11 protein-coding genes are annotated in these 12,139 nt (G+C 74.8%); 2 read left to right on the top strand and 9 right to left on the bottom strand.

Translation table 11 applies throughout. From position 1 onward, the window contains the following. Positions 1-4: 4 nt before the first annotated feature. The 9 genes from lxmJ to lxmA form a co-directional block, all read right to left on the bottom strand. Positions 5-1,039: a F420-dependent peptide dehydroalanine reductase LxmJ gene (gene lxmJ, locus WQO_RS18545; RefSeq protein WP_010063186.1), complete on the bottom strand. Its 1,035-nt coding sequence runs from the start codon at positions 1,037-1,039 to the stop codon at positions 5-7. Beyond that, complete coding sequence (locus tag WQO_RS18540) at positions 1,036-2,532, bottom strand: M16 family metallopeptidase (protein WP_010063185.1); 1,497 nt, start codon at positions 2,530-2,532, stop codon at positions 1,036-1,038. The genes lxmJ and WQO_RS18540 overlap by 4 nt, the downstream gene beginning before the upstream one ends. After that, the gene (locus WQO_RS18535; protein ID WP_058954028.1) at positions 2,529-4,028 is read right to left on the bottom strand and encodes a M16 family metallopeptidase; all 1,500 of its coding nucleotides are present in this window, start codon (positions 4,026-4,028) and stop codon (positions 2,529-2,531) included. The genes WQO_RS18540 and WQO_RS18535 overlap by 4 nt, the downstream gene beginning before the upstream one ends. 13 nt (positions 4,029-4,041) lie before the next feature. Continuing rightward, positions 4,042-4,950 carry a class I SAM-dependent methyltransferase gene (locus WQO_RS18530; protein WP_237274144.1) on the bottom strand — a complete coding sequence of 303 codons (909 nt, stop codon included), beginning with the start codon at positions 4,948-4,950 and terminating at the stop codon, positions 4,042-4,044. 5 nt (positions 4,951-4,955) lie between these two features. Further along, entirely contained in the window at positions 4,956-6,095 is a 1,140-nt protein-coding gene (locus tag WQO_RS37200) for a T3SS effector HopA1 family protein (RefSeq protein ID WP_107115831.1), read from the bottom strand. Beyond that, a complete protein-coding gene (gene lxmK / locus WQO_RS18520; RefSeq protein ID WP_010063179.1) occupies positions 6,092-7,432 on the bottom strand; it encodes a class V lanthionine synthetase subunit LxmK in 1,341 nt (446 codons plus the stop codon). The genes WQO_RS37200 and lxmK overlap by 4 nt, the downstream gene beginning before the upstream one ends. Next, positions 7,429-8,505 (bottom strand): hypothetical protein, encoded by a 1,077-nt coding sequence (locus WQO_RS18515; protein ID WP_058954027.1) that lies wholly within the window; start codon positions 8,503-8,505, stop codon positions 7,429-7,431. Before WQO_RS18515 ends, lxmK begins: the two co-directional genes overlap by 4 nt. Further along, positions 8,502-9,146, bottom strand: coding sequence for a peptide terminal cysteine decarboxylase LxmD (lxmD, locus tag WQO_RS18510; protein WP_010063177.1), 645 nt, complete (start codon positions 9,144-9,146; stop codon positions 8,502-8,504). Before lxmD ends, WQO_RS18515 begins: the two co-directional genes overlap by 4 nt. Positions 9,147-9,241: 95 nt before the next feature. Next, complete coding sequence (gene lxmA, locus WQO_RS18505; RefSeq protein ID WP_010063176.1) at positions 9,242-9,457, bottom strand: lexapeptide family class V lantibiotic; 216 nt, start codon at positions 9,455-9,457, stop codon at positions 9,242-9,244. 193 nt (positions 9,458-9,650) lie between these two features. Between lxmA and WQO_RS18500 the strand changes: the two genes are divergently transcribed. Together WQO_RS18500 and WQO_RS18495 are read left to right on the top strand one after the other, a co-directional pair. Further along, a complete protein-coding gene (locus WQO_RS18500) occupies positions 9,651-11,429 on the top strand; it encodes an ABC transporter ATP-binding protein (RefSeq protein WP_010063175.1) in 1,779 nt (592 codons plus the stop codon). Positions 11,430-11,576: 147 nt separating this feature from the next. Beyond that, positions 11,577-12,110 carry a hypothetical protein gene (locus WQO_RS18495; protein WP_010063173.1) on the top strand — a complete coding sequence of 178 codons (534 nt, stop codon included), beginning with the start codon at positions 11,577-11,579 and terminating at the stop codon, positions 12,108-12,110. Positions 12,111-12,139 lie beyond the last annotated feature (29 nt).

Below are 12,139 nucleotides of genomic sequence, written 5' to 3'. Positions count from 1 at the left end.
TTCCTCAGCCAACCAGCCGGCCAGGCCGCTCCCCCGGCTCCACGGACGCAGCTTCCTGCCGATCGCCGGGCAGGAAGCTGCGGCAGGCGGCGAGGATCTCCTCCAGGTCCTCCACGGCCGCGTGCACCCCCTCACCGAGCAGCACCCCCGTGGGATTGAGCAGCACCTCGTCCACCCCGCTGCGGCGGTACGCGTCCAGCGCGCCCGCGATCTCCTGCGCGCTGCCCGCCACGACCACCCGGTGCCGCAGCAGGGCGTCCGCGCTGCCCGCCGGATCGTGCGGGTCGAGACCGAGACCGGCCGCCCGCAGCATCGCCGCGTAGTGCGGCGCCTCGCGGTGCCCGGCGGTCGCCGCGAGCGCCAGGGCGCGTACGTCACGTCCCGGCCGGTCGAGGACGACGTGGACGGCGGTGGCGATCCGGGGCGCCCGCGACCGGCCGGCCGCTGCCGCCCCCTCCTCCAGCGCGGGCCGCAGCGTTCCCGCCACGTACCCCGGCGGCGTCATCCAGGTGATCGCGACGTCCGCGGCCTCCCCCGCCGTCCGCGCCATCCCGGGCCGCAGCACGCCCGCCCCCACCTCGACGCGCGGCGCGTGCGGAAGCACCGGCAGCGCGCCGTCCAGGTGGTGGTACGGGCCGCCGGCCTCGACCCGCTCCCCGCCCAGCAGGGCGCGTACGGAACGCAGGTAGTCGCGGACCGCCGTACGCGGACTGTCGTACGGGCGCCCGGTCAGGCCCGCCACGAAGTCCGGGTTGCCGATGCCGAAGCCCGCGACGACCGGTTCGTCGGTGAGCAGCGCCAGCGAACGGGCCTGGAGCGCCGCCTCGTACGGGTGCCGCAGCGGAAGCAGGGTCACACTCGTCCCGACCGGCACCGTGTGCCCCGCGCCCGCCAGATACGCCAGCACCTGGTGCGTCTCGGCCTGGAAGGACTGGCACATCCACAGCCGGCGGGCCCCGGTGCGCCGGACCAGCGCCGCGAAGGGGGCGACGAGTTCGGGGTGGTCGGGCTGGAGGGGGTAGAGGACGGCCGGGTTCACGGGTGAGCACCCTTCTGGTCGCGGGGAACGGCGGGGGTGGGAGCACGCTTTGCGGCGGGGGCGGGGGTGTGGGCGGGCAGGCGAGGGCTCGTGTGCGCCGGGGCCGCCGTGGGAGCGGAGGCGTACGGGCCCCTGGGCACCACAGCCGCCGTGGACCCCGGCTCGTACGTCGCCACCACGGCCCGGTCCGGGGCCAGATGGCGGGCGGCCGCCTCCGCCACCTGCTCGGGCGTGACGGCGGCGAGCCGGTCCCGGTAGCCGTCCAGCCAGTCCGGCTCCAGGCCCGCCGCGGCGAACCCGGCCAGCGCGCTCGCCTCCTCCGCGCGGGTCGCGAGGGCGAAGCGGGTGAAGCCGGCCGCGTAGGCGCGGGCGCGGTCCACCTCCGCCCGGGACGGACCGTCCTCGGCGAGGTCCCGGAGACACCGGGTGATCTCGGCGGCGATCCGGCCCGCGCCGCCCGGCGCTCCCGCGCACGCGATCTCCAGCCAGCTGCCCGCCCCGTTCTCACGGAGGCCGGCGGAGACGTCGTAGGCGAGCCCGTGCCGGTCGCGCACCTGCCGGGCGAGCCGCGCGGAGGCGTACCCGCCCAGCAGCAACTGGGCCAGGTGGAAGGGGGCGTGCAGCGGATCGGCGGTGGGGACGCCGGGCCCGACCGTCAGGACGAGGGACTGCCCCCCGACGGCGTCGCCCCACCCGGCCTCCGACATACCCGGCTCCGTGAGCTCCACCGCGCCCGGACGCGGGACGGCGCGGGCGAACGACGGGAGTGTGAGCCCCGAGGGGCCCCCCGACCAGGGCGCGAGCCGTTCGGCGGCCAGGCGCAGCACGGCGTCGGGCTCCTCGCCCGCGAGGACGACCAGCGACGAACCGCCGGGGACGACAGCGCGGGCGTGGAGGGCCAGGAGGTCGCCGGGAACCAGGGAGACCACGTCCAGGAGCGGTGCCGCTCCCCCGGACTCCGAGGTCAACGGGTGCGGGCCGAACCCGTGCGTGAGCGCCGCGCGGCGCAGCCGTACCCGGGGCGCCGGCGCGCGCGGGGCGGCGGCCGCCCGGCGCTGGGCGAGAGCCACCTCGCCCTCCTCGTAACGCGGGCGCAGCAGCAGTTCGGCCAGCAGGTCCAGCGCACCGGGCAGGCCCGGGGCCAGCACGCTGACGGAGAGGATCAGGGACTCGGCGGTGACGACGCTGCTGAGCTCCGCCCCGAGGTCGGCGGCCCGGTCGGCGATGCCCTGCCGGGTACGGTCCCGGCTGCCCGTTCCGAGACAGGCGGCGAGCAGTTCCTGGGCGGCGGCGAGGCCCGGTTCGGTGCGCGCGTAGGGGATGACGAGGCGCAGTTCGGCGAGGGGGGCGGCGGGGGCGTGCGCGGCGAGCACGCGCAGCCCGGTGGGGAGAACGGCGGACAGGGTGGTGCGGGGCGCGGTGGAGGGCGGGGCGGGCGGGGGCAGGGTGGGGGGAACTCCGGTCGGGAGTACGGCGGTACGGGCCCGGGTCATCCCACGGTGCCTTTCTGCGGGGCGAGTTCGATGTCGGCCTGCGGGGCGAGTTCGGTCACGGTGACCGGCCCTTCGAGCAGCGCGCGGGCCGCCGCCGCCACCTCGGCGGGTGTGGTGCGGCGCAGCTCTGCGGGGAGGGCGTCGGGGCCCGCCGAGCCCGGCACGAGCAGGGCGTCGCGGCCGAGAGCGACGGCCCGGGTGGGGAGCGAGTCGGCCTGCCGGTGCCAGGCGACGAGCAGGGAGTTCACCGCACGCCGGTGCTCGGCCTCGGGCAGCGGTCCGTCGGCCACGGCCCGCAGGACCGACCGCCAGATGTCGACAGCCGCCCGGACGTCGGTGCCGGGCGCCCGGCCGAGCACCGCGAGGGTCAGGTCGGGCGCGGCGGAGGCGAGCCACTGGCCGTGGTAGCCGCAGGTGACGGTGGCGGAGGTGAGGCGGTGCCCGTCCCGCGCGGACCGGGCCAGCTCGGGTAGCCGGGACCGGCCCAGCACCTGGGCGAGCACGGCCTGGGCAAGGTAGGCGGGGCGGTCGGCGACCGGGCCGGGCAACGGATGCCCGACGGCGACGCCGGGGCGGGCGGCGGGGAGGGGCGCGGTGCGGGTCTCCGTCGCGGTGCGGGGCGCCTCGGCGGCGCGGGTCTCCCTCACCGCGCGGGTCTCCTCGGCGGCGCGGATCTCCGTCGCGGCACCGGTGTCCGTCGCGGTACGGGCCTCCCCCGCAGCGCGGGGCTCCCTCGCAGCGCGGGGCTCCTCGGCGGCGCGGATCTCCCTCGCGGCGCGGGTCTCCCTCGCGGTACGGGCCTCCCCCGCAGCGCGGGTCTCCCTCACCGCGCGGGCCGCCTTGGCCGTCCGGGCCTCCCCCGCAGCGCCGGGCATCCCCACCCCCCGGAACACCTCCCCCACGACCCCCATGACCCCCGCCGGGTCCACGTCCCCCACGACCGACAGCACCATCCGCGGTGCCGTGTAGTGCGCCCGGAAGAACGCCTCCACCTCACCGGCCGTGATGCCCGCCAGCTCCGCCGCCGTACCGAAGCTGTCCCTGCTGCCCGGGTACAGCGCACCCAGCGCCGATTCCCAGTACCGGCCGGCGTCCCCCGCTCCGCGGATCTCCTCGCCGATGACGTCGGTCTCCGTACGGATCACGTCCTCCGTGGGCGCGAAGCCGAGCAGGCGGCGGGCCTCCCAGGCCAGGGCGTCGGGCAGCGACTCGGCGGGGACCGTGGTGTGGAAGACCGTGTGGTCCCGGTGGGTCTCGGCGTTGCAGACCCCGCCCGCGCCCGCGACCAGCGCCGCGTACCCCTCTCCGGCGGGGTCGGCGGAACCCCCGCCGGAGCGCGGGAACATCAGGTGCTCGACGAGATGCGCCGTACCGTGGCGTCCGGCCGGGTCGTCGTCGCCGCCCGCCGCGACCGTGAGCGCGACGGCGACGAGGCCCCGCCCGTAGTGCGGGACCGACTCGACGCACACCCGCAGCCCGCCGGGGAGCACGGACACGCTCGGGCTCACCTCAACCGGCCTGGTTCAGCGGGCGGAACACGGAGACGCACATCTTGCGGCTGTCGCCCCCGTCGAAGGGCTGCTCGCGCCAGCCCGCGTACCGGCCGACGAGCTCCAGGCCGGCGATCGCGCCGAGCAGGTCCAGCTCGCCCGGCCACACGTAACGCATCACGGTCGTCGCGGACTTCGGGGCGTCGCCGTCCAGGAACAGGGTGCTCTGCAGCATCATGTTCTGCGAGGCGGGCAGCACCCCCACCGACTCGATGAGCGCCCCGCGCGCCCCGATCGGATAGGTGTTGACCTCGTTCTTCTTCTGTACGTGGTAGTCGCTCGGGTCGAACGTCTCGATGACCACGTGCCCCTCCGCCGTGACGTGCCGGGCCATGGCGTGCATCAGCGCGATCTGCTCGTCGACCGCCATCGCGCAGCACAGCACGTTGAACGGGGCGAGGACGACGTCGAAGGAGCGGCCGAGGTCGAGCCCGGCGAAGTCGCCGTGCACCGGGGTGATCCGGCCCTCGGGGTCCTTCTCCGCGAGGCGGGCCAGCATGCCTGCGGAGGACTCGACACCGGTGACGTCGAAGCCGCGTTCGGCGAGCGGAAGCGCCACCCGGCCGGTGCCGACGCCGAGTTCGAGGACGCTCGCACCCGGTGCGGCCAGGGTGAGCAGGTATGTCGCGATGTCGTCCAGGTCCGGGGTGCTCGGGTAGATGTCGTCGTAGACACCGGCCAGCGCGTCGCTGTAGGCGACGGTGATCGCCGCGCCGAACCCCCCTGCGGCCGAAACCTGTTCGCCATCGACCGCAGCCTCGGTCCCGGTCTCGGTCTCGGTCTCGGTCTCGGTCTCGGTCTCGGTCCCGGGAAGCACCACCGTCTCCATGGTCTCGGGGTTCTCCGTCGTCTTGGTCGTCGTGGTCATCGGGCTCACACTCCAGCGGTCGCGGGCGAGGGGGTTCCGGCGGTTCCGGCGGTTCCGGCGGTTCCGGCGGTTCCGGCGGTTCCGGCGGTTCCGGCGGTTCCGGCGGTTCCGGCGGTTCCGGCGGTTCCGGCGGTTCCGGCGGTTCCGGCGGTTCCGGCGGTTCCGGCGGTTCCGGCAAGGTTGTTCTCGGGGTGCTCCGGGTCGATCCCCGCCGCGCGGAAGGCCCGTACGACGTGATCGGCGAGGTCCCCGGCGCCGGCCCCCTGGGCGTGGTCGACCAGCGCGGTGGCCAGCGCGAAGCTGCGGTGCTGCCCGAAGCTCATGCCGTCGCGACCGGGGCGCGGGTCGCGCGGATCCCAGGCGGCGGCGACGCCGGGGGCGAGGCGCGCGGTGAACAGCGAGGTGTCGCCGCCGAGCCCCGGCAGGTCCCGTACGGCGGCGGCCACCGCCCGTTCGGCCGGTGCGTGGTCGCCGTGCAGATAGACGACGACGCTGTCGCGGCGCGGGTAGTCGTCCTCGTCGGACAGGACCTTGGCGTGGTACCGCGCCCCGGCGTCCTCCAGGGCGGCCAGCGCGGCGGCCCACAGCCCGACGGCCGCGTCCGCGTCGCGGGCGTGCAGGAACAGGCGGCGGACCGGGCCGGAGGGGACCGGCAGGGGCCGCGAGCCCATCACGTAGAAGAAGCCGGGCGACAGGGCGGGCCGCGCCGCCTCCAGGGCGACCTGGACCAGCTCGCCCGGTACGGGCGCGGCGGGGCCGATGAGCCGGTCGGCGGTGAGCCGTGCCGTGATCTCCGGCAGCCGTACGACCAGTTCGCCGCCCTCCCCGACCTCCAGCAGCCGTCCGGTGACCGGGGTCGTGGGGTGCGGCACGGCCGCGGCGAGGCGGCGTTCCAGCGCGGAGTCGCGCAACGTGCGGCGGGGAGCGGCGTCCACGTCCCGGCGGTGCGCCCCGTTCCCGGCGTGGAACTCCTCGTACAGCGCGTTGGTGAGGCGGCCGCGCAGATCGCGCGGGCTGTCCGCGGTCAACGTCCGCCCGGCGAACCGCGCTTCGAGACCGTCGGCGCGTACGTCCACGAGGTCGAACGCGGCGACGAGCCGCGGGGCGAGCCCGGCCGGCCGGACCGGGGCGGAGGTGAGGGTCATCGGGTGCTCCCTGAAGGGGCGTCGGCGGGGCGCGGCACAGCGGGGCGCCGTACAGCGGCAGGCGGCACAGCGGCAGGCGGCACGGCAGGGCGCGGCACAGCGGCAGGCGGCACAGCGGGGTGCGGCACAGCGGGGTCGGCCAGGCGCAGCGTGGCCACCGCGCCCGCCGGGTTCAGCAGCAGCGTCCGTCCGATCCCGGCGGCGGCGCGCGCCACCGGGTTGAGGACGGCATGCGCCTGCGCCGTGGCGATGAGCCGGTCGTACAGATGCCAGCCCGCGAACCCGACCGCCCGTTCGGCGAGTTCGGGGTCCGGGGTGCGGCACTCGGTGTAGCCCTGCCAGAAGGCCGCGATACGGGGGATGTGGTGGCGCAGTCCGGCCGCGCCCCGCTCCACGATCTCCTCGTGGGACAGGTCGAAGCCGGGCGCGACGGCGTCCTTCGCCGTGGTGGGCTCCCCGGTCGGCGCGAAGACGGAGTACGTGGCCTGGAAGAGCCATTCGCCGACGAACGCGCCGACGTCGCGGGCCGGGTCGGCGAGCCGGAACTCCTCCCAGTCGCACAGGTAGAGCCGCCCGTCGTGGACGAGGAACTGGTCGAAGCGCAGATCGCAGTGGGCGGGGGTGTGCGGTGCCGTACGCTCCCGCTCCCGCAGCCGGTGCAGCGCGGCAACGACCTCCGTGTCGTCCTGGACGAGCTTCCAGGCGGCGATCTGCGCCATGCTGCGGTCCTGGACCTCGCTCCACGGGAACGCCCGGAGCCAGCGCATCGGCGGCAGCGGGGCCTCGGCGGTGTCGATGGCGGGGCCCGAAGCCGCGTCCGGGTCCTCGCCGTCCGCCGTCCCCAGGGTGTGCAGCGTGGCGACGGCCCGCCCGGCCTCCCGGCACAGCGCCTCGTCGAAGTCGCCGTCCAACGCGACCTCCGAGCCCGAACGGGACCCGGGCAGCAGCCGGAAGGCGCTGACGGCCGATTCCCGGTCGGTGCCCAGGTGTTCGGGGGTGCGGAGCGGCGAACCGGCCGGCAGCCGGGCGGCCGACGCCTCGAAGGCGAGGGCGCGGTCGATCTCCGGCCGGCTGCCGTCGGGGGCCCGGGCGACGGTCTTGACGAAGACCTGGCGGCCGAGGGTGGTCGTACCGGCCCAGTTGTCGTTGCGGCCGCCGAAGGCGGTCAGCCCGTCCGGCGCGAAGGGCCCGAGGCCCAGCCGCTCCAGCAGCGCGTTCACCTCCGGCACCGTGTCGAGTCCGGTCGGCCGGAACCTGATCAGCGCGGGCGCGTCCGCCGTGCTCGCCGTGGCCACCGCCTCCGTCGGGGCGGCCGTCGTACTCGTCGTGGTCGTCATGACACTCCTCGGGGGACCGCCCGGCGGCCGTCCTCATCGATCAACTCGGCAGTGAAGGCGAGGTAGTCGAGCAATTCATCGCTCCACTCGCAGTAGGTGGCGAAGTCCCGCATGTGCGTGACGACGCGGAGCACGGCGCAGCGCCCGACGGCCACCGGGTCGTACACCGGCCCCGCCGGCCCGTGGTCGCCACGCTCGCGACCGCCACCACCGTGACCGCCGCCCTCGCGCCCGTCCGTGTCGCTCCCGTCGGCTTCGTACGCACCGAGGAACACCCGCTGGAGATCCGTGACGGACGGCAGCCCCGCGCTCTCCGCCGCCCGGTGGAGCGGCGAGGACCAGGCCAGCTCGACGAGGTCGCCCAGCATCCAGCCCAGGTCCAGCTCCCGGCGGCCCGCGCCCAGGTCCTCACCGGTGAGGAGCGCGACCCGGCCCCGGCTCCGGGGCGGCACGAGCGAACCGGTCGACGCCCAGCCGTGCAGCGGCACGACCGGAGCTCCGGGTCCCGAGGGGCGTACGGCGTCGTCCGCCCAGCCCAGCAGCCGCTCCGTGCGGTCGCCGCCCCACACCTCCCGCGCCCGCCGGCGCAGCCGCGCGGCCGCCGGGGCGAGCGGTGCGGTCCCGGCCGCCCACTCCCGCAGCCGCCGCACCCCCGGGGGCGGGAGAGGCCGCGGGCCCGGGGGCGGGGACACCCCGTGCAGGGCCCGGAGCGCACGCGCGGCGGCGGCGAGGGAGTGGGCGACGAGCCGCCCGGCCTGCGGGCGGGGGTCCCGCAGCCAGGCGGCGGCCGACGCGGACCCGGAGGCCCGGTGGAGCAGGCCGTCCCCGTAGGGCGTGCCGGTGGCCAGCAGTGCGGCCGTCGCGACGGGTCCGAGATCCGGTACGAGGGCGGCAGCCCGGGCGGGCACGCGGAGGGAGCCGACGCGCCGGGGCCCCGGACCGTGCCACCAGAGGAAGTCACCGGTACCGCCGAGGCCGGCGTCGGGCGCCCGGTGAACCCGGGTGACCTGAAGGCCGGTTCCGTACTCGGCGATCGGAACACCCAGATCCAGGGCCGGAGTTGCGACGTTCACGAGGATCCCCCGGTCACGCCCGCGCCGACACGGTCTCCGGCCACGTCCGTGCCGACGCCGCCCCCACCGATGCCGCCCTTCCGGTACGCGACGCACAGGTCGTACAGCTCGTTCAGCGGTGCCGAGCCGCCGTCCTCCACCTCACCCGTACGCGCGCTCCGCGCGGGGATCGTGGGCGCGAGCACCACTCCGGGCCGCTCGCGCAGCGCCGCCAGGTGTCCCTGGACGACCGGGCTCCCGAGCGCTCCGGGCGGCAGCGACGGGGCGACGCCGACCAGGGCGCGGGTGGTCTGCAGGGCGACCATCAGCGGGGTGTCGGCGACCCCGAGGGCGAAGCGGCCGACGAAATTCAGGGTGGCGGGATGGACCAGAATCAGATCCGCCCATTCCGCGATGTCCACATGGGGCACATCGACACCGGAGAACGTGTTCCAGTCGTCGATGAAGACTTCTTTTCCGGAGAGCACGGCCACCGCGTCCGGCGACACGAACCGGCATGCGGAACGGGTCAGCGCGAACCGCTTCTCGATATCGGGAAAGGAATTCCCGAGCCAGTTGATCCAGAACGGCAGGAAGGCGACGCCGAGGGCTCCCGTCCCCACGACGAGGATGCGCTCGAAGTCCCGTTGCTGTTCCTCCACGACGCCTCCTGTTGCGCGTTGGGGCCGGGGGCCGGCCGGAGCATGCGCACCGCATCTCCGGCCGACCCCCGCGGCTCACAGCGAAGAGTCGCTGGTCAGCACTTGTTCTCGACGGTCTTCGCGGCGAGCGAGCCGAGAGCGGCGGCGCACTGCTGCGAGGAACGCGCGGTGATGATCGTGGCGCGGATGGCCCACGGGATGGTGGGGCTGAACGCCGGCGCGGCCTCCTGGCCGTCGTGCAGGCCGAGCTCCTCGGCGGAGGTGTAGGCGGTGTAGCCGTCGAACAGGTCCTTCTCGGTGACGTTCTGCATGAGATTTCCTTCGCGTGATGAAAGGGAATTGACGACCGGCCACTTCGCACATCTCGTCGATGCCTGGTTTACCGGCGTCCGTTGCGGACAGAAAGAATGGTGACCCACGCCGCCAGGTCCGCACCATTGGCTCTTACGGCATTGCCGCAAACGACAGTTCCCCGCGCGGAGGGAAGAGGATAGAACTACGGGTGTGAACACACCTGACGCAGAACAGACTCCGGCGGAGCGGCCCGCGCTGCGGGCGCTGCTCTCGTACGCGCGTCCGCACCGCGGCATCCTCCTCACGGTGCTGGCCCTGACCCTGGCGGGCAGCGCCGCAGGCCTCGCGCAGCCGCTGGTCATCCAGTCGGTGCTGGCCAAGCTCATGACGGGTGAAGGGCTGCGGGAGGACATCCTGCTGCTGACCGGCCTGCTGCTCGCCTCCATCGGGCTGACCTGGCTGCAGTCCTGGCTCAGCGAGCGGACCGCCGAACGTGTCGTGCTCCAGGTCCGGCGCGGCCTGATCGCCCGTCTCATCCGGCTTCGTACGGCCGAGTTGGACCGCACCGAGCCGGGCGGGCTGACCACGCGCGTCACCTCCGACAGCACGCTGGTGCAGCACGCGGCGACGGGCGGTCTCATCCAGCTCGTCGACGGGTCGATCCACCTGCTGGCCACGATCGTGCTGATGGGCATCGTCAGCCTGCCGCTGCTCGGCATCACCTCCGCCGTGCTGGTGGTCGTCGGCATCGCGATGGGCGTCGTCATGCCCCGGATCAAGCGGGTCACCACGGAGGCGCAGACCTCCGTCGGCGAGATCGGCGCGGCGCTCGACCGCTCGCTCGGCGCGGCCCGCACCGTCAAGGCCAACGGCGGTGAGGCGAAGGAGACCGAGCGGGCGACCGAGGCCGCGACACGCGCCTACCGGGCGGGCCTCAAGGGCGCCCGGTACCACGCGCTGATCGCCGTGCTGGCCGGGCTGATCGTCCAGGCCTCGTTCCTCGCCGTCATCGGCTTCGGCGGTGCACTGGTCGCCATGGGCACCCTCGAACTGGCCGCGCTGATCGGCTTCCTGCTGTACCTGTTCAACCTGGGCGGCCCGGTCCTCTCCCTCGTCGGCGGCACCACCGCCCTGCAGCAGGGGCTCGGCGCCCTGGCCCGGATCGAGGAGGTGCGGTCCATGGCGGCCGAGGACGACGTGGACGGTACGCCGCCGGCGCCCTCCGGTCCGCCGCCCGCCGTCACGGTCGACGGGCTGACCTTCGGCTACGAGGGGCGCACGCCCGTCCTGGACGGCACGAGCTTCGTCGCTCCGGCCGGGAAGGTCACCGCGATCGTCGGCCCGTCGGGCTCCGGCAAGACCACGGTGTTCTCGCTGATCCAGCGGTTCTACGACACCGAGGACGGCCGCATCCTGCTGGATGGCACCGACATCCGCTCCCTGGGCCGGGCCGAACTGCGCCGCCGGATCGCCTACGTCGAGCAGGACTCCCCGATGCTCGCGGGCACACTCCGCGAAAACCTCCTCTACTCCGCGCCGGACGCGAGCGACGAGGCCGTCGCCGACGTGCTCCGCCGCACCCTCCTCGACGGCTTCGTGGCCTCCCTCCCGGACGGCCTCGACACGGCTGTCGGCGCCCGCGGTCTGGCCCTCTCCGGCGGCGAACGCCAACGCCTCGCCATCGCCCGGGCCTTGCTGCGCCGCCCGCAGGTCCTGCTCCTGGACGAGGTCACCGCGCACCTCGACGGGCTCAGCGAGACCGCGCTGCGCCGGACGGTGGAGGAGGCCGCGCGGGACTGCACGGTGCTCCTCATCGCACACCGGCTGTCGACGGTCACCACGGCGGACCGGCTGGTGCTGTTCGAGAACGGCCGGGTCAGCGATCACGGACGGCACGAGGAGCTGCTGGAACGCAGCACCCTCTACCAGGACCTCACCGCAACGCAGTTGACCGCCGCCCCGGCGGTCGCGACCGCCGGGGCCCCCTGACCGGCACGCACCGGAGCACGGCACGCTCCTGGGAGAATTCCGTACGCCGGTGAGCCGCGCGCGCCCTCAATTCCTCGCCCGTGACTCCGCACGGCAGTGAAGCTCCGCGAACACCCCCCAGCACGACCGAAGGGTTCAAGGATCCAGATGACCGACACCACCTCGCTCCCGCTGCCCGCCTCCACCGAGGACGACCACTACGGGGAGATCTCCGTCGAACTCCTCGGTGAGCACCGGGAGAAGCTCGTCGTCAGCGGCGAGCGGATCCCGACCGTCACCATCGTCCGCGCCCTGGAAGCGGAGGTCGACGACCACATCGTCATCGGCACCCGCGACCCCCGGCATCTGACGATCACGGTGGACGGCGAGGACGCGACGATCAAGCCGGGCAAGGGCAAGCTCCGGCGGCAGACCTACCGGGTCGACGTCCACCACGGGGGCACGCACTACCGGCTCGTCCCGAACTCGATCCCGTTCAGCAAGCTGACCCGCGACGGCAAGCACCTCGGGGACTTCTCCTCGGACGGCGACCGCCGGGTGATAGCGGAGTGGCAGGAGGAGGCCGGCACCCCCGAACCCCTCGACGCGGCCATCGGCTACGCGCTGTCGGCGGCGTTCGGAACGGGCGGTCAGCCGATGTGGATGATGCTGATGGACGCGGTCAGCGCCGCCCTGCCGTAGGCGGTAGGGCGGCGAGGCGGAACGCCCGA

This window comes from Streptomyces globisporus C-1027 (assembly GCF_000261345.2).
In the GTDB taxonomy this organism is placed as follows: Bacteria; Actinomycetota; Actinomycetes; order Streptomycetales; family Streptomycetaceae; genus Streptomyces; species Streptomyces pakalii.
This window is presented reverse-complemented; position numbering and strand designations above follow the sequence as displayed.

Excerpts from the sequence above, each read along its gene's own strand:
- WQO_RS18540 (WP_010063185.1), bottom strand. The coding sequence starts at position 2,532 with ATGACCCGGGCCCGTACCGCCGTACTCCCGACCGGAGTTCCCCCCACC.
- WQO_RS18495 (WP_010063173.1), top strand. The coding sequence starts at position 11,577 with ATGACCGACACCACCTCGCTCCCGCTGCCCGCCTCCACCGAGGACGAC.
- WQO_RS18530 (WP_237274144.1), bottom strand. The coding sequence starts at position 4,950 with ATGACCACGACGACCAAGACGACGGAGAACCCCGAGACCATGGAGACG.
- WQO_RS37200 (WP_107115831.1), bottom strand. The coding sequence starts at position 6,095 with ATGACCCTCACCTCCGCCCCGGTCCGGCCGGCCGGGCTCGCCCCGCGG.
- lxmK (WP_010063179.1), bottom strand. The coding sequence starts at position 7,432 with ATGACGACCACGACGAGTACGACGGCCGCCCCGACGGAGGCGGTGGCC.
- lxmA (WP_010063176.1), bottom strand. The coding sequence starts at position 9,457 with ATGCAGAACGTCACCGAGAAGGACCTGTTCGACGGCTACACCGCCTAC.